Consider the following 18,510-nt stretch of genomic DNA (forward strand, 5'->3'; position numbering starts at 1 on the left):
GATCATTTTGAGTAGTGCATGGATATTTTAATTTCTAATAACAGTTGGCAAATTTTTTGTATTTTTTTTGTATTTTTAAGTACTCTAGTTTTATCTATGAGGGTTGGTAGATTATTTTTGGTTGGTGATAAGCTTTCTCTTAAAATTTTCTTGTGGCATACATTTTTTTGTTTTATTTATTTTTTATACTCATTAAATTCAATTGCAGATGCAACATTATATTTTGAAAGATCTTTAATTTTTGAAGGTTTTCCTAAAGTTGGAACAGATTTTATTTATTTTTTTACTTCATTGTTTTCTAAATATCTAGGGTTTTCATACTTGGGAGTTTTTTTAATTTATAATTTTATTGGTTTTTTGGGAGTGTTAGCTCTAGCAGGTTCACTAATTAAAACAAATATTTATAATCATAAAAATAAAAAAATACTCTTTTATCTTTTAGTTTTTTTACCTACCTTAAGCTTTTGGTCTGTAGCAATAGGAAAAGATGTTTTTTCATTTTTAGCTGTTTGCTTGTCAATTTGGGCAGTTGTAGAGCGTACAAAATTTTCAATTTTAGTTATTGCGATAGTCTTGATGTTGTTGGTTCGTCCACATATAGCAGCAATCATGTTGGTAGCATTTATGATTTCTGTGATTTTTTCAAAAGATGTAAATTCTTTTATTAAGATTCTATCTTTGGGTATCGGTATTGGAGTTACTGCTATCTTAATTCCATTTGCATTAAATTATGCTGGTTTAGATGATGGGAATTCAGTAGGTGATGTTCAAGATTATATCGACCAAAGGCAAAGTTATAATTTAGAGGGTGGTAGTAGTGTTGATATTTCATCTATGTCATTACCTATGCAATTACTAACTTATTTAATTAGACCTCTTCCTTTTGAAGCACATAGTATTTTTGCTTTAATTTCAAGTTTAGATAATATAATAATTTTAATATTGTTAATAGTAGGTATTTATAGAGGTATTAAAAGATACAAGCCTATAATTTATTCAAATAGAGTATATTTGTGGTCTTATTTTCTGATTACATGGTTTCTTTTGTCGGTTACAACAGCAAACCTTGGTATCGCTATGAGACAAAAGTGGATGTTTCTACCTGTAATTTTCTTTTTAATTTTTTCAATTTTTTATGAGAAGTATAGTGAAATTGAGAATAGAAGAGGTAAAGAAAAGTGATACTTCATATAATTACTGGTTTAAATGATGGTGGCGCAGAAGGTGTTTTGGCTAGAATGTGTTTGCTTGAACCAGGAAAGCACATTGTAATTTCTTTAATGGATATGGGGAAGTATGGACCAATTTTAGAGCAAGGTGGTGTTAAAGTTTATTGTTTAAATTTAAATCCATCTAAAATTGATTTAAAAAAAATTATAGAATTATACTCTTTAATTCGTAGTATAAAGCCTACTATTGTGCAAACATGGATGTATCATGCAGACTTTTTAGGCGGCATGGTTGCAAAAATAGCAGGAGTGCCTAAAATATTCTGGGGTATTCGTCATAGTAATTTAAGTAAAGGAACTATAAAAAAATCTACATATTTTATAATGAAAATGTGCGCTATTCTTTCTCATTTTATACCTAAAAAAATTATTAGTTGCTCTAGAGATGCAATTGAATCTCATAAAAATCAAGGTTACGTAAAAAATAAATTTGAACTTATTCAAAATGGCTATGATTTAAATAAATTTCGTCCGCTGCTAGATCAAAAAATTAAATTTAATTATAAAAAACCAGTAATTGCTATGGTCGCACGTTACGATGTTCAAAAAGACCACCAAAATTTACTTCAAGCATTATCCATACTTAAAAGTAAAGATACTTATTTTCATACTGTTTTGGTGGGAACAGGTATGACTGAAGATAATAAAGAGTTAATGAAATTAATTTCTCTAAATAATTTAAAGTTGAATGAAGATATAACATTATATGGTCGTTGTAATGATATACCTGCATTAATGAATGCAATTGATTTGCACGTATTATCAAGTCTTGGCGAGGCATTTCCGAATGTATTAGCAGAAGCTATGGCATGTGGAATACCTTGTGTTTCAACTGATGTGGGAGATGCACAAGAAATTATTGATAAATATGGCTGGATTGTACCTGCTCAGAATTCTATTAAATTAGCATATGCTATTTCTGCAGCTTTAAGTGAATTACAATTTAAGCCAACTGATTGGCATGCTAGAAAAAATGATTGTGTAATGCATATTCAAAATAATTTTGAGATACATACGATGATTCAAAAATATCATCGTATATGGGAGAGCTGATTAATGGCATGTATCGCATTTATTGGCACAGTTGCATCAAGCTTCTATGGCTTTCGTGCAGATTTAATTCGCACACTTTTAAAAAAAGGTCATCAAGTTTATGCGTTTACTTCGGAATATACGGCAGAAGACCTAAAAAAAATAGAAAAGTTGGGTGCTACGCCAATTACATATACATTAAACCGTGGTGGACTAAACCCACTCGCAGATATGATTGCAACATATAAGCTCTCAAAAAAAATTAAAGTAATTAATCCAGACTTAGTATTCTCTTATTTTTCTAAACCTGTCATTTTTGGTACTTTGGCAGCCAAATTAGCTAGAGCTTCGCGTGTTGTTGGTATGCTAGAAGGTTTAGGCTATACATTTACGGAACAACCAGAAGGCTTAAGTAAAAAAACTCAACTCATAAAAAAGATACAGGTTTTTTTATATAAAATTGCATTACCACAACTCGATCAGCTTATTTTTTTAAACCCTGATGATCCTAAAGATTTACTTGAAAAATATGCTATAAATGTCAAAAAGGTAGAGGTTTTAGGGGGGATTGGCTTAAACTTACAAGACTATTCATATCAAGTACTGAGTAATATTCATTTACCCCTTAAATTTTTATTTATTGGTCGTTTATTGAAAGAAAAAGGCATACATGAATTTGTTCAGGCGGCTAAATTGGTAAAGAAAGTATATCCTGAGTCACAATTTACGGTACTTGGTGCAATAGACCATCATAATTTAGGCGCTTTACAACAAAAAGAATTGGATACTTTAATTTCTTCTAATATTATTCAATACCCTGGTCATGTGAGTAATATTAAAGACTGGATTGCTGATAGTCATGTATTTGTATTGCCATCGTATCGTGAGGGTGTGCCAAGAAGTACACAAGAAGCTATGGCTATTGGACGTGCAGTTATTACGACAGATGTACCTGGTTGTAGAGAAACGGTTGTAGATGGCGTAAATGGCTTTTTAGTGCCAAAATGGGACTCAGAAGCTTTGGCAGAAAAAATGATTTATTTCATTGAACACCCTGAACAAATTCAATTAATGGGTGCCGAAAGCTATAAAATAGCTGTTGAAAAGTTTGATGCAGAAAAAGTAAATCAACGTTTAGTGAATATTCTAGGTCTATAAATGCTAAAACGCCTTCTCGATATTATCATCGCCTCCATTGCCCTGATCCTGCTTTCACCGCTCTATGCTTTCGTAGCCTATAAAGTACGAAAAAATCTGGGCTCGCCTGTACTATTTCGTCAAGTACGTCCCGGTTTACATGGCAAGCCTTTTGAAATGATCAAGTTCCGAACTATGAAAGATGCTGTGGATGAACAGGGCAATCCACTTCCGGACAGTGAACGCTTAACGCCTTTTGGACAAATGCTGCGTTCTACCAGTCTGGATGAAATGCCGGAACTATGGAATGTGATTAAAGGTGATATGAGTATTGTTGGCCCACGCCCCCTACTGATGGAATACCTGCCACTTTACAGCCCTGAACAGGCCAAACGTCATGATGTTCGTCCGGGTATGACAGGTCATGCACAAGTGAATGGCCGCAATGCAATTGGCTGGGAAGAAAAATTCAAGCTGGATACCTGGTATGTCGAAAATCAGTCGATTTGGCTGGATTTTAAAATCATGTTTAAAACGGTACATAAAGTTTTAGCAAAAGATGATATCAGTGCCGAGGGTGAAGCGACCATGACCAAATTTACCGGTACAAAAACGGACAAAATTCATGATTGAAATCTATGCCGTGTATGGTGCTTCAGGTTGTGGACGCAGTTTGATGCCAGTCGCCCGTCAACAATTACAGCGGCAGAATATAAATGCCGAAATCTATTTTATTGATGACAGCTTGATCGAAGAAATGACGGTTAATGGGCATACAGCCTTAAATTACGCAGCATTTAAAAATCTAAAGGCGGATAGAAAGACAGTTCTCATTGCGATTGCCAATAGTCAGATCCGTGAAAAAATAGCGATAAAACTTGAACAAGATGCAATTGAGCTATGGACGGTTCAGGCAGATAATGTCGTACGTATGGATGCAATAGAAATTGCCCCCGGTGCTGCTTTAAGTCCGTTTGTGACTCTCACTTCTAATATCAAGATTGGCAAATGCTTTCATGCCAATTTATATAGTTATGTTGAGCATGACTGTGTCATTGGTGACTATGTCACTTTTGCTCCCGGCGTGAAATGTAATGGCAATATTCATATTGAAGACCATGCCTATATTGGTACGGGTGCCGTGATCAAACAGGGCACACCAGATCAACCTTTAGTGATTGGCAAAGGGGCAGTGGTAGGCATGGGCGCTGTCGTCACCAAAAGTGTGCCACCGGGCGTGACGGTCGTTGGTAATCCGGCACGGATTTTAGAGAAAAAATAAGCTTTTAAATTTTAAAAATTCAGGAAACATCATGTTAAATACTGCATTTGAACCATGGCCAAGTTTTACCCAGAAAGAAGCGGATGCGGTTTCCCGGGTTTTATTGTCGAATAAAGTCAACTACTGGACAGGGCAAGAATGCCGTGAGTTTGAAAAAGAATTTGCCCAGTTTGCAGAAACCCAGTATGCAGTGGCTTTAGCCAATGGAACCGTGGCACTCGATGTTGCTTTAAAAGCCTTAGGCATTGGCGCCGGGGATGATGTAATTGTCACCTCACGCACCTTTCTGGCATCGGCCAGTTCGATTGTGACGGCTGGAGCAAATCCTATTTTTGCTGATGTTGAGCTGGATTCACAGAATATTTCTGCTGAAACCATCGAAGCAGTACTGACCCCAAATACCAAAGCGATTATCTGTGTGCATCTGGCAGGCTGGATGTGTGACATGGATCCGATCATGCAATTGGCACAGGCAAAAGGCCTTTATGTGATTGAAGACTGTGCACAGGCACATGGGGCAAGATACAAAGGTAAGTCGGCCGGTTCCATCGGTCATATCGCAGCCTGGTCGTTTTGTCAGGACAAGATTATGACCACAGGTGGTGAAGGCGGTATGGTCACCACCAATGATGAAACCCTGTGGAAAAAAATGTGGTCTTATAAAGACCATGGCAAGAACTTTGACAGCATCTATAACAAGCAGCATCCACCGGGATTCCGCTGGTTACATGATTCATTTGGTACCAACTGGCGCATGATGGAAATGCAGGCGGTGATTGGACGTATTCAGCTTAAAATGATGCCGGAGTGGACTGCAAAACGCATGGCCAATATGGAAAAAATTTATGCTGCATTTGCAGACAGTCCATATTTTAGCGTGCATCGCCCATCCGATGATTATGTCCATGCCGCATATAAATGTTATGTGCAGGTCAATACAGATCAGTTGCCTGAAGGCTGGTCACGTGACCGGATTATGGCAGAGATGAATGCCTTGGGTGTGCCATGTTTTAGTGGATCTTGTTCCGAGGTGTATTTGGAGCATGCTTTTGATGGTACAGCATGGCGACCGACACAGCGTTTGCAAAATGCGCAAAAACTGGGTGAAACCAGTTTGATGTTCTTGGTCCATCCGACATTAACAGAAAATAATATTCAAACAACTGAATCTGCCATCCAGCAGATCATTAGTCGCATATAATCTAATCATGATTCAATCACGTAGAATGCACCAACAGGTGCATTTGATAAATTTACCCAAGTTTCAATTTAGTCATTCTAATACCTAAATTGGATTGAAACTTATAAGTACTATTGAGAAGACATATCACGTGAAGTCCATCATCCTGCCTTTAGTCGAATCTCCACGTTCAGCAAAACTCGCATTTTTAGTCATTTTAGACTTTTGTATTTTCCCTGTTCTAATCTGGCTGTGTTATGCCATCCGCCAGTTTGACCTCGGCGCAGAAGTTGTACCCAATATTCCTTTTGGTACGGTTTGGGTCAGTGCTATTGCTGTATTGGCTCTATTTCTCTGCGGTGTATATCGCTTTATTGTGCGTACCTTCAATGAATTTTTTATTGTTAAACTGGGTTTGGCAACGATCTTATCCGTGATTGGTCTGTATTTATTGGCTTATAGCACCCATGCCTTTATTCCGACATCCATCCCGTTGATGTTTGGCTTTATGATGTTTGCCTGGGTCTGGTTTAGCCGCGGTTTTATCCGTTTTATCGTGCGTTCTTATTTACAGGCCGGAGTGCCTAAAAAACGGATCGCGATTTACGGCGCTGGCAATGCAGGGCAGCAGGTGGCAGCCACCTTAAATCGCTCCAATGAGCATGTGCCGATTATATTTATTGACGATAATCCGTCTTTAAATGGCCAAAATATTGGGGGTATTCAAGTTTATTTACCAGATATTGCCTTGAAATATTTCCCTAAATTAAAGATTAGTGAAATTCTGATTGCACTGCCCTCAGTCGGGCGGATACGTAAAAGTGAAATTGTTAAATCTTTAGAACCGGCGCATCTTAAAATTACCGAAATTCCCGGCCTGACTAAACTGGTCGACGGTGAAATTCGAATTTCCGATATTCAGGAAGTGGATATTATTGACCTCTTGGGCCGCGATCCTGTCCCTCCGGTGGCAGAACTTTTAGCCAAAAATATTCAAGATAAAGTGGTGATGGTGACAGGCGCAGGTGGCTCAATTGGTTCTGAGCTTTGTCGTCAGATTATTAAAAACCAGCCGGCCAAGATTATTATTTATGAACTGACAGAATTTGCTTTATATAGTATTGATAAAGAATTACGTCTCACAGCATCATGTGACATTATTCCGATCCTGGGCTCAGTACTGGATGAACGCAAGCTGGAGCGGGTGATTGAACAATATGAGATCCAAACAGTTTATCATGCAGCAGCTTATAAACATGTACCTCTGGTGGAGTGTAACCCATTAGCAGGCCTGAAAAATAACGCGGTGGGAACGGCATTTAGTGTCAATGCTGCGGTGAAAAAAGGCGTCGAAACCTTTGTACTGATTTCAACCGATAAAGCGGTACGTCCAACTAACGTGATGGGTGCGACCAAGCGCATGGCAGAGCTGTATTGTCAGGCCATGGCAGAAGCTCAGGACCAGACCCAGATCAGTATTGTCCGCTTTGGTAATGTACTGGGTTCTTCTGGCTCAGTGGTACCGCTGTTTAAACAGCAGATTGCCAAGGGTGGGCCAATCACGGTGACCGATCCTGAAGTGACCCGTTTCTTTATGACCATTCCGGAAGCCTCGCAGCTGGTGATTCAGGCTGGTGCCCTCGGTACGGGCGGAGATGTATTCTTGCTGGATATGGGCGAACCGGTACGGATTCAGGATCTGGCACGACAAATGATTTCACTCAGTGGACTCAAAGTCCGTGAAGAAAAAAATCCAAATGGCGATATTGAAATTCAATATACCGGCTTACGTCCGGGTGAAAAGCTGTATGAAGAACTGCTGATTGATGAAGAAAATACAGAAATCACCTCGCATAAGCGTATTTTGAGATCAGTCGAGAAGCATTATCCATTGGCAGAAATCCTGGAGGTCTTTAACCGGATGCATGAACTTTCAGCGACCCAATCTGATATTGAATGGGCATTGGCGCAGCTGGAATACTATGTCGATGGTTATGTCCGTGGCAACGAAATTCAAGTGAACTAGGTTATTTATAGATATGATTAAGAAAGCAATTCTTCCTGTGGCCGGCCTTGGTACGCGTTTTTTACCGGCCAGCAAATCGATTCCCAAAGAAATGGTCACGGTGGTTGATCGTCCGGCGATTGAATATGTGGTCCGTGAAGCGGTAGCCGCCGGGATTGAACAAATTATTTTGGTGACTCATTCTTCAAAAGCATCGATTGAAAATTACTTCGATCGTAATTTTGAACTTGAAACCACGCTTGAGCAAAAAAACAAAACCGATTTACTTAAAGAAATTACTGAAATTCTGCCTAGCGGTGTAAGTATTATTAGTGTACGTCAACCGCAGCCTTTGGGCTTGGGCCATGCGGTACTGTGTGCCAAAGCCGTGATTGGCGATGAAGATTTTGCGGTATTATTACCAGATGTGCTGGTCAAGGATCAGGATCCGGAAAATGATTTGTCTCGCATGATTCAACGCTATGATGTATCTCAAGCAGCACAAATCATGGTCGAAGCGGTACCTGAACATCTGGTGGACCAGTATGGGATTGTCGATGTGGCCGCATCTCCGGCCGAAGGCGAAAGCATTGTCATGCAAGGGATTGTTGAAAAACCGGCAGTCGGCACTGCACCATCGAATCTGTCTGTGGTTGGACGTTATGTCCTGCCGGCAAAAATCATGCAGCTTCTGGAACAGACACCACGCGGGGCAGGCAATGAAATTCAGCTCACCGATGCGATTGCCATGTTACAGCAGACTGAAGCAGTGGAAGCTTATCGTATGAAAGGTCAAACTTTTGACTGTGGCAACAAACTTGGCTATCTTAAAGCTGTATTACATTATGGGGTTGATCATCCCAAGCTCGGTCACGAGTTTAAAGCGTTGATCCAAGAACTCGCTTTATAATAAAAAATAATAACAAAGGAATACTATGAAAGTCGCAGTACTGGGGAAAACCTTATTTTCCGGGGTCATTTCGGCCCTTTTGTCTGAATGTGGTCATCAGGTGGTGTGGTGTAACAGCTTCAGTGCAGATGAGCCGGCCCGGACTTATTTTCAGGATGAATCCTTGCAGTCATTGCTGCACAAACAGGAAAAATCCGGTTTTTTAAACTGTTGTGATTTTCAGCATCTGGATTTTAATCAGGATGTTTTTTTCTTTAGTTTTAACGCCACCGAAGAGCAGCAGGCATTTCAGATGCTGGATACCATTCGGCATGCCTGTTTTGCTCATCCGAAGCTGATGATTAATGCTTCGACCTTTGGCTTGCATGGCACCCAACGTTTTCAACAACTGCTGCCGAATGATGACTGGATTTATCTGCCCGATATTATTCAGGAAGGTAATGCCCTGCGTAGTTTTGTTCAGGCCGCCCAGCTGATCGTGGGCTGTGATCATGCAGATACACAGGCTAAAATCAGAGAGCTGTTACGTCCCTTATTTCCGCGTGCGCAGCAGTATCTGTTTATGCCGGTACTGGATGCCGAATTTACCAAACTCAGTATTTCCGGCATGCTGGCCACCCGGATCAGTTATATGAATGATCTGGCCAGCGTGGCAGAAAAACTCGGCATCGATATTGAACAGGTGCGCCAAGGCATGGCGGCGGATAACCGGATTGGTTCGGCCTATTTGTTTCCGGGCGTCGGTTTTGGTGGAGAGAACTTCTCGCATGATATCCGCACCTTAACGCATGCAGTAGCAGATTCAGGGGTAAAAAACCAGTTGCTGGAACAGGTCTGGGAGATTAACGAACAACAAAAAGAATTACTGTTCCGCAAACTATGGAATTATTTCCGTGGCGATTTACAGGGAAAAGTGGTGGCGATTTGGGGCGCAGCCTTTAAGGAAAATACCCCGAGCATCCAGCAATCTCCAGTGCATGCCATGCTCACTGCATTATGGGCGCAAGGGGTGACGGTCAAACTGCATGATCCGCAAGCATTGGCCAATATTAAAAAAGTCTATGGGACACGGCAGGATCTAATCCTGTGTGAAGATCAATATCAGGCAGTTGAGGGGGCAGATGCCTTATGTTTGATGACTGCCTGGAAACAGTATGGTAGTCCAGATTATCCACACCTCATTAAACTGATGCAGCATCCCCTGATTTTGGATGGGCGTAATCTGTATGATCCGGCCTATATCAAGGCGCGTGGTTTTAATTATATTGGGGTGGGACGTTAATGTTAAGTCAGCTTAAACCAGATCTAAATACTGAAACTGTGTGTCAAAAACTCGCCTCGAGCAAAGAACAACTTGATGCGGTGCATCTACGAGAACTGTTTGCCGCAGACCCCCAGCGTTTTAACAAATATTCAATTCAGTTTGAACAGCTGGTCTTCGATTATAGTAAACACAGAATTGATAACACGGTGATGGAGGACCTGATTGAATGGGCAGATGCACAAAACTTAAGATCCTGGATCGGGTCTTTATTTTCAAATCAGGACATTAATTATACCGAGCAACGTGCTGCCATGCATTGGGCATTACGCTTGCCAGTCCAGGATCAGCAGCATGCGGATCTGGCCGCTGATGTGCATGCTCAACTTGAGCGCATGTATGCCTTGGTCGAGCAAATTCATGCCGGGCAGCGTCGTGGTGCCACCGGGGAAGTGATTCAGGATGTGGTCAATATTGGCGTGGGCGGATCAGATCTTGGCCCTCTAATGGTCACCCATGCCTTATCGGATTTTAAATACCAGTCTGCCCAGCCACTCAATGTGCATTTCGTCTCGACCATGGATGGCAGTCAGCTGTCCGAGTTGTTGCATCAACTGCGTCCGGAAACCACGCTATTTATTATTTCGTCCAAATCATTTGGCACGATTGATACTCTGACCAATGCCCAGACAGTACGCTTGTGGTTAGAAAAGGCCTTGGGTCAGCATCCCTATATTCTGAAACATCATTTTATTGGAGTTTCTACCAAGCCGGAGAAAATGACGGCCTGGGGAATTGCTCCGGAAAACCAGCTCTTATTATGGGATTGGGTCGGTGGTCGCTATTCACTGTGGTCCTGTATCGGATTGCCGATTGCACTGAGTATCGGCATTGACGGTTTTAAGCAGCTGCTGGCCGGTGCCTATGCGGTTGATCAGCATTTTCAGTATCAGCCTTTTGAGCGCAATATTCCGGTGTTGATGGGGCTCTTGGGTGCATGGAATAACAATTTTCTGGATATTCAGACCCATGCCATCCTACCTTATGATGGACGACTGAAATACTTTGCTTCTTATTTGCAACAGCTGGAAATGGAATCCAACGGTAAATCGATTCAACGTGATGGTGAAAAAGTTCAGCTGGATACCTGTCCGATTATTTGGGGCGAAGTGGGACCGAATGCGCAACATGCTTTTTATCAGCTCCTCCATCAAGGTACGCAGTCAGTGAGTTGTGACTTTATTGCGCCGGTCAAGCGCTATAACAGTCAGCAATATACCTATGCAGACAGTGCCGAAGCGCTGGTGGAACAGCATCATTTGGCCCTGTCTAACTGCTTGGCGCAATCACGTTTACTGGCCTTTGGTAATGAGGCTTTGGACCAAAAAGAATTAGAGAGCTTGCCGGCCTATAAACAGTATGAAGGCAACCAACCGAGCACTACGCTGTTGATGCAAGAGCTGAATCCTTATAGTCTGGGTATGCTGATTGCTCTATATGAACATAAGGTCTTTGTGCAATCGGTGCTGTGGAATATCAACCCATTTGACCAGTGGGGCGTGGAAAAAGGCAAGGAAATTGCCAACCAGTTGCTGCCTATTTTGAATGGTGAACAGTCTGAGCTAGGTGGTCTGGATGGCTCAACTCAAGGTTTAATTAACATTTTATTAGGGAAGCAGCATGGCTAAAATTCTGGTAACGGGCGGGGCAGGCTATATTGGTTCGCATACTTGTGTTGAGTTATTAAATGCCGGCTATGAGGTGGTGGTTTTAGATAATCTGTGCAATAGCGCTGCTGAGTCTTTAAATCGGGTGCAACAGTTGACCCAGAAAAGCCTGACATTTATTGAAGGGGATATCCGGGATGCTCAATTATTAGATCAGGTATTTCAGCAACACTCGATTGATGCAGTGATTCATTTTGCCGGTCTGAAAGCGGTCGGAGAAAGCCAGCAAATACCATTGGCTTATTTTGACAATAATATTGCCGGTTCAATCAGCCTGGTTCAGGCCATGCAACGCGCACAGGTTTTTAAACTGGTGTTTAGTTCCTCAGCAACGGTGTATGGCGAAAATAATCCTTCACCTTTAAATGAAGAAATGCCTACCGGAATGCCGACCAATAACTATGGCTATACCAAGTTGATTATTGAACAGTTATTACAAAAACTATCGATCTCGGATGAGCGCTGGTCGATTGCTTTATTGCGTTACTTCAATCCGGTCGGTGCACATAAAAGTGGGAAAATTGGTGAAGATCCGCAAGGGATTCCAAACAATTTAATGCCATTCGTAACCCAGGTTGCGGTGGGCCGTCGTGAAAAGTTGTCTATTTTTGGTCATGATTATGACACCGTCGATGGTACCGGTGTGCGTGATTATATTCATGTCGTGGATCTGGCCAATGCACACTTATGCGCTTTGAATAATCGTCTGACTGCACAAGGATGTCGTGCCTGGAATATTGGTACCGGTCATGGGAGTTCAGTGCTGCAAGTGAAAAATACGTTTGAGCAGGTGAATGGCGTTGCTATTCCATTTGAGTTAGTGCCTCGTCGTGAAGGTGATGTGGCGACCTGTTTTGCAGATAATACCCGTGCAGTACAAGAGTTGGGCTGGACACCACAATATGGCTTGGAAGATATGCTGGCAGATAGTTGGAACTGGCAGAAACAGAATCCGAAGGGCTATCATTAAAATGCTTGAAGTGGCATGAATAAGAATGGGAGCAATATTGTGCTCCCATTTTATTGTAGGTGGATTAATTGGTTGTACGGTAGATTTTGGGTGTAGGCTTGTTTCATTAGAGAATTATATTGCTGAAGAAGCCTTCAGTGCTAGGATTTTGCAACACAGTCAAGTCAGATTGGTAGTAACTATAGTAATGAGATTTTTGGTAAATGCGATGATGTATGAAAAATAACAAAAAAAACACAACAGAATCACACTATTTTTACCTATCTGCGGGTAAATTGTAAGTATTTGTAAAAATTATTGATGGTTTGAGATTGTAATTACCTAAAAAATATAAAAATCATATGGTTAAGTTATAATTGATTAGTTTCTATTTTCTAAGTTCTTTTTTAGCTTTAGAGGGAGTTTTGTAAGAATTATATGTAACAATTCTTATTTTTAAATAATTTAATATAAAATAATGGCATACAAAAAATAATAATTGGGGGAAATGGAAAAATATATTGTGAATAATAAAGTATGTGTATGTTTTTTAATCAATGATAATAAGATAACTACACGCTGCATAACCTTACTCATCATGAGAAAGAGTTTTTATGCCAGTGTTACTCAAACAAATAAATATATTCTTTTTTTAAGGAATGGAGAAGATCATGAATAAAATGACTCAAGCAGTATTAGCAGCATTAGCACTAAGCTTTGGTTTTGGCTCAACAGTTGTTTATGCAGCAGATGCGGAAACTGCAGGACGCCCAGGTCATAATCCTAAACCACCAATTGACTGGAGTAAATGTAATACTTTAGGCTGTGAAAAAGAAATTCCAATTTCACTTAAAATTAACAAGAAATGTATTTTAACTGGTGGAAATGCAATACTATTATCTGCTGCCGGTGGAACTCAAAGTACAAATTATTCAATTACAACAAACACCCCTTATGTTCTGAATTTGCAAACTGCAAATGCTGGCGCTAGTAATAATACGTTTGTTAGACATGAAACAGATGCATCTGAAACAATTTCTACAACAATTGTGACAACTAAACAAGGTGCAGGCGCTGTTCCGTTTGGTAATTCAAATCATAACGGTCAAGCAGTTGATAATTATACACTTGCAGTTACTAATGCTGCAGTTGATGCTACACAGTTAGCAGGTAATTATACCGATCGCTATCTAATCAAAGCTTACTACTAATTTATTTAATCAACCTAACCTAACATTTATGTTGGGTTAGGTTGCCTTATTATATTTTTAAGTGGAAAATTATAATATGAGAAAAATAGCTAAATTATTTATTATATCTTTTTTTTCTATGACTGGGGTAAAGGCTAATGTGGCAATTGATCCAGTACAAATGTATATACTTAATGATACAAAACAAAAAACAACAACACTTACTTTAGAATCTATAAATGAAGCAGAAAAAAAGATATTTGAAATAAAAGCATTTAAATGGGATCAAAATAATAAAGGTGAAGACGTGTTGGAGAAGGATAACACTCTTATTATTAATCCAAGAAATTTTATTTTGAAACCTAATGGAAAACAAGTTATACGTGTTGGGTTTAATCGTCCAATAGCATCTGTATTAGATGGTAGGGAAGAGGGTGCCTGGCGTATTATAATTGAGGAATTACCTCAGCCTGTAAAAGGATCATCTATTACTTTTTTGATGAATTTTAACCTGCCATTATTTATTGGAAAGCAAGATAACCTAAAATTAAATTTTAATATTGAAAATGATAAGCTTGTAGTTAAAAATAAAGCAAAATCCCATGTTCAAATTTCAAAGTTACAAATTTTAGACTCGAATAAGAAAGAAGTTTTTACTAGCAATAATATGAAATATGCACTTGAAGATAAGAATATTTTCTATGAGTTGGGAGGAGTTAAAATAAATAATCCTCAGAATTATTTTGTTAAATTAATGACAGATAAGTCAAATGATGAAGTAGAGTTAAAGCTTATGGATTAAAATTATAATCAAGGATTATATTATGCAGTTAAACAGAAAAATAATTTTTTTAGTCAATATTTTATTCTTATGTAATGCTAATGCTAACCAGAATCCTGATGAAGAGTTTTTTGCTAATCTCTGGATAAATGAGCTTGATCATAATATAGATATTATTTTAATAAAAAGTGATAATAATTTTTATATAGAGTGTAGTGTGTTGTTGGAACGAGACATTGATATATCTAAATTATCAAAAATGGCTTCTCGGGATGAGTTTTGTCTTATTTCAGATCAGAATATTCAATCGAATTTTGATGTCTCTGAGCAAACAATTAATCTGACGATACCTACTCCTCTATTTAAGTCAAGTACACAGATCTCTCAGTTACAGACTATGCCAGAGAAAGCCAGCTTTGGAAGTTTTGTAAATTATGATTTTACCTATTTAAATTCAAAAATACACAGAGAAACAAATTCTGTATATAACGGCATGACAGAGCTCGGTATTTTTAAAGATTATTGGATATTTAAGAACTCAATAGCTTATTATAATCATCCTTTGAATGAGTATTTTACTCGACTCAGTACTAGTGTTGACTTTGAATTTCCTAAAAGTATGACTCAGCTTACTTTAGGAGATACAACTACAGTATATAATCCATTAATTAATTCTTTACGTTTTGCCGGTTTAAACTGGGGAACTAATTTTACTGAGCGACCAAATTTTATTTATTGGAATACTCCAACCTTACAGGGAAGTGCACGTGTTCCTTCTACAGTTGATTTGTATATTAATGGGGTAAGTATATATAGTCAAAGAGTCAGTCCTGGTGATTTTAATCTTCAAACTGGTACACAAATTCAACAGGCAGGAAATGCACAAATTGTCGTTGAAGATGTACTAGGAAATAGAAGTGTACAAAGTTTTCCTATTCTGGTTACAAATCGGTTATTAAGGCCCGATCTCAGTGAGTATAATATTTCATTAGGGAAGTTACGTTATAACTATAATATAGAAAGTGATGACTATCGTGATTTTTTCTCTAACTTTTATTATCGTTATGGGGTATCTAATCGGACAACACTTGGTTCTAATTTTTCTTATAGCGAAGACTTGCAAAATTTAGGCTTTCTATGGACTCAAGCGATTAGTCATTATTTGGTTTTGGATAGTGTTGTTCAAGTTTCACATGATGAACTTAATAAGTTTAATTATTCATATGGATTATCTGCTGCAAAGGATTTTGGAAGAGTTTCACTTGGTGCAAGTGCAAAATATACAGAAAGAGATTTTAAATATTTAGGTGATGCTCTGGATAACTTTTATACTTATCCTAAGTATGAGTATTTAATTTATGGAGGAATGAGCAATATTCCTCTCCTACATAATATTTATTTGAATTATGCTGCCCAGAGTTTTCATCAGCAAGAAATACGCGTGGAAGATGAGATTCCTTTATTTTTTCAAAATGATCGTAAAACTTTAAATTTAGGGTTTAATCGTCGGTTAGGTAGGAAGGGGAGCCTAGGTTTAAGTTATTTTAGCTCATTCGGTGATGATCGGGATTCTGGAGTTGTCTTATCACTCAGTTATAGTTTTGATGATGATAAAGCAGTTTATTTTAGTCATTCAACAGAGGAAAGAACTAAATTACAATTTGTTAAAAGTAATCCTAATCAGGTTGGATTTGACTATGAAACAGGTGTAAATAGGCTGGATGATGAAACACTATATAATTTTAATGGGCGATTGAAAACAGATGTTGGGGATTTAGGTTTTTATCATATAGAAGGAGATAATGAGTCTGAATCACAACTAAATTATCGTGGAGCGGTTATTTTTCTGAATAATAAATTTAATTTTACCAAGTTGGTTGATAATGCATTTTCTGTTGTTAGTGTAGGAGATTATCAGGATGTCGATGTTCTAAGGTCTTTATCTGTAGTAGACAAGACGAATAAGAAAGGCTATACCTTTGTTCATGATATAATCCCTTATGTAAATTATGATATTAGTTTTGATCAGAATCAGTTACCTGTTGAAGATAAAATTCCTTATGCAACCAAGAGGCTTACCGCTTTAGATCAGCGGGGCTATATTATTAACTTTCCTATATATAATACAAAACAGGTCACGATTTTACCTGTGGATAGTAATAATAATAAATTTACAGCTGGTTCAGAATTATATATCAATAATGATGGTGGGGAGGTTTATCCTATCTCGTCTGATGGTACGGTCACATTATATGGGCTTATTCCAAATACTTACAATATTAAAATCACCAGCACTGAATCTAAAACTTGCTTTGCACAATTAATGGTTACAGAAAATCAAAAAGAAGAAAGCGGACTATCTACGCTTATCTGTAAATAAAGGATGAAAAATAATGAAACTTAAATTTATTATACTTATGTTCTCTCTATTATTGACCAATCTAAGTCATGCCCAACGTTGTCAGATTGAACGGTCGACAGCATCAGAACTTAAATTGAATTCTTCTTATCTGAGTCAAGCTGCGACTTCATTTATTGTAAGGTGTGATAGCAGTTATGCTATTCAATTTAATTCTAAAAACTTAACCAGCACTAATGGCAGCAGTTATTTGGTTAATGAGCGCAATCATAAAATAAGAACACAAATGTATATTTCTGGGGCGACCTCATCTCGTTGGAATATGCCGATATCTCAACCGGCAACTAACCTAAATAAATTTGTTGTATTGGTACAGCTGGCTGAGCAACCTTCTGCCTTGACTCCAGCTGGAGTTTATAAAGATAGTTTATATGTGGATCTTATCTACTAAATACTTATATTTAGGACAGCCCTGGTAATCCCCCCTACAAATAATAGGATCTAAAATTAGAATTTTCTCTATACAAGTAGGAGCTTCTGCATGAAAACATCTAAATTTACTGACAGTCAGATCATCATGTCCATCTTGAAATAGGCATAGTCAGAGACACCTGTAACTGCCCTTTGTCGTGAACAATGGTATGAGTAATGCCACCTTTTATAAATAGCGTGCCAAATATGGCGGTATGGATACATCATTATTGCCATCATCGAGATATCGACTTAAAGCTAGCCAACGCTTCAGACTGTAATTGATTGCCTTGGCGGTTGGAGAACTCGATGGCACCGTCAAATAATGTTGGTTGAGCTATTCATACAATTGTTGCATCACCAGTTGACTATGTTGTTATCGGTATTCGCGGCGGTGTTCTGCTGTACCCTCGGTCTTTTTCCTGAGTTCAGCTTCTATGGCATACAGTTTCTGAATCAGCACTAATGCCTGTTCAGCAATCTGACTTTTCCTGGTCACATGCAGTTCATGGAATTTACGACGTGCATGCGCCATGCAGCCACCTCAATGACCTGGCCTGATTTAAAGCGTGCTTTATAACCACTGTAATCATCACAGACCAGATGGCCCTGCCAGCCTTTCAGGAACTCTTCAGCATGCTGACCTGAACGGCTATCCTGAAAGTCATAGATTACCGCATGAACTGGATTGTACTGTGTGGTGGCATAGGCCCACACATAACCTTTCTTCGGTTTTTTCTCATCATCGCCCATCTGCATGATGGTGACCTGCGTTTCATCTGCATGAATCACCCACTTTTGCAGCATAAGCTGTTTTAAGGCATTATTCTGAATGAGGTTCAAAAAAGTGCTGGAAGTTACGGCTATGGTTATATTGCAGAAATCACTCACCGCCTTAATCACCGCCCAAGAAAAAGACTCGGCTTTAAAAGTTCGAGTCAGGTATTATGGCAACAACATGGTGTTGCACTTCAAATGCTAATCTAAGTTGTTAATG

15 protein-coding genes and 1 pseudogene are annotated in these 18,510 nt (G+C 38.8%); 15 read left to right on the forward strand and 1 reads right to left on the reverse strand.

The window, feature by feature from the left end; all coding sequences use genetic code 11:
* Positions 1 to 18 precede the first annotated feature (18 nt).
* The 15 genes from FTV29_RS09925 to FTV29_RS09995 all read left to right on the forward strand — a co-directional run bounded on the left by FTV29_RS09925 (position 19) and on the right by FTV29_RS09995 (position 17,493).
* A complete protein-coding gene (locus tag FTV29_RS09925) occupies positions 19 to 1,182 on the forward strand; it encodes a hypothetical protein (protein ID WP_180075458.1) in 1,164 nt (387 codons plus the stop codon).
* Positions 1,179 to 2,282 (forward strand): glycosyltransferase, encoded by a 1,104-nt coding sequence (locus FTV29_RS09930; protein WP_180075459.1) that lies wholly within the window; start codon positions 1,179 to 1,181, stop codon positions 2,280 to 2,282. The genes FTV29_RS09925 and FTV29_RS09930 overlap by 4 nt, the downstream gene beginning before the upstream one ends.
* A 3-nt stretch (positions 2,283 to 2,285) precedes the next feature.
* Positions 2,286 to 3,419, forward strand: coding sequence for a glycosyltransferase family 4 protein (locus FTV29_RS09935; RefSeq protein ID WP_180075460.1), 1,134 nt, complete (start codon positions 2,286 to 2,288; stop codon positions 3,417 to 3,419).
* A complete protein-coding gene (locus FTV29_RS09940) occupies positions 3,420 to 4,031 on the forward strand; it encodes a sugar transferase (RefSeq protein WP_180075461.1) in 612 nt (203 codons plus the stop codon).
* The gene (locus FTV29_RS09945) at positions 4,024 to 4,680 is read left to right on the forward strand and encodes a NeuD/PglB/VioB family sugar acetyltransferase (RefSeq protein ID WP_180075462.1); all 657 of its coding nucleotides are present in this window, start codon (positions 4,024 to 4,026) and stop codon (positions 4,678 to 4,680) included. The genes FTV29_RS09940 and FTV29_RS09945 overlap by 8 nt, the downstream gene beginning before the upstream one ends.
* Before the next feature lie 31 nt (positions 4,681 to 4,711).
* A complete protein-coding gene (locus tag FTV29_RS09950) occupies positions 4,712 to 5,881 on the forward strand; it encodes a DegT/DnrJ/EryC1/StrS aminotransferase family protein (protein WP_180075463.1) in 1,170 nt (389 codons plus the stop codon).
* A gap of 130 nt (positions 5,882 to 6,011) precedes the next feature.
* A complete protein-coding gene (locus tag FTV29_RS09955) occupies positions 6,012 to 7,886 on the forward strand; it encodes a nucleoside-diphosphate sugar epimerase/dehydratase (RefSeq protein ID WP_180075464.1) in 1,875 nt (624 codons plus the stop codon).
* A 13-nt stretch (positions 7,887 to 7,899) separates the two neighbouring features.
* Entirely contained in the window at positions 7,900 to 8,775 is an 876-nt protein-coding gene (gene galU, locus FTV29_RS09960) for a UTP--glucose-1-phosphate uridylyltransferase GalU (protein WP_180075465.1), read from the forward strand.
* A gap of 25 nt (positions 8,776 to 8,800) precedes the next feature.
* On the forward strand, positions 8,801 to 10,057 hold the full coding sequence (locus tag FTV29_RS09965) for a nucleotide sugar dehydrogenase (RefSeq protein ID WP_180075466.1): 1,257 nt from the start codon (positions 8,801 to 8,803) through the stop codon (positions 10,055 to 10,057).
* The gene (pgi, locus tag FTV29_RS09970) at positions 10,057 to 11,724 is read left to right on the forward strand and encodes a glucose-6-phosphate isomerase (RefSeq protein WP_100357682.1); all 1,668 of its coding nucleotides are present in this window, start codon (positions 10,057 to 10,059) and stop codon (positions 11,722 to 11,724) included. The genes FTV29_RS09965 and pgi overlap by 1 nt, the downstream gene beginning before the upstream one ends.
* Positions 11,717 to 12,733, forward strand: a complete 1,017-nt coding sequence (gene galE, locus FTV29_RS09975; RefSeq protein ID WP_180075467.1) for a UDP-glucose 4-epimerase GalE — start codon at positions 11,717 to 11,719, stop codon at positions 12,731 to 12,733. Before pgi ends, galE begins: the two co-directional genes overlap by 8 nt.
* A 650-nt stretch (positions 12,734 to 13,383) precedes the next feature.
* Positions 13,384 to 13,923 carry a hypothetical protein gene (locus FTV29_RS09980; RefSeq protein WP_159123841.1) on the forward strand — a complete coding sequence of 180 codons (540 nt, stop codon included), beginning with the start codon at positions 13,384 to 13,386 and terminating at the stop codon, positions 13,921 to 13,923.
* Between the two features lie 76 nt (positions 13,924 to 13,999).
* Entirely contained in the window at positions 14,000 to 14,704 is a 705-nt protein-coding gene (locus FTV29_RS09985) for a molecular chaperone (RefSeq protein WP_180075468.1), read from the forward strand.
* 22 nt (positions 14,705 to 14,726) lie between these two features.
* Entirely contained in the window at positions 14,727 to 17,063 is a 2,337-nt protein-coding gene (locus FTV29_RS09990) for a fimbria/pilus outer membrane usher protein (RefSeq protein ID WP_180075469.1), read from the forward strand.
* A gap of 13 nt (positions 17,064 to 17,076) precedes the next feature.
* A complete protein-coding gene (locus FTV29_RS09995; protein ID WP_159123838.1) occupies positions 17,077 to 17,493 on the forward strand; it encodes a hypothetical protein in 417 nt (138 codons plus the stop codon).
* A 249-nt stretch (positions 17,494 to 17,742) separates the two neighbouring features.
* Here the strand turns inward: FTV29_RS09995 and FTV29_RS10000 are convergent.
* Positions 17,743 to 18,338 (reverse strand): annotated as a pseudogene (locus tag FTV29_RS10000) (IS66 family transposase); the annotation flags it as partial.
* Positions 18,339 to 18,510: the final 172 nt, after the last annotated feature.

The sequence above is a fragment of the Acinetobacter sp. YH12254 genome (assembly GCF_013417415.1).
Classification (GTDB): Bacteria; Pseudomonadota; Gammaproteobacteria; order Pseudomonadales; family Moraxellaceae; genus Acinetobacter; species Acinetobacter pseudolwoffii.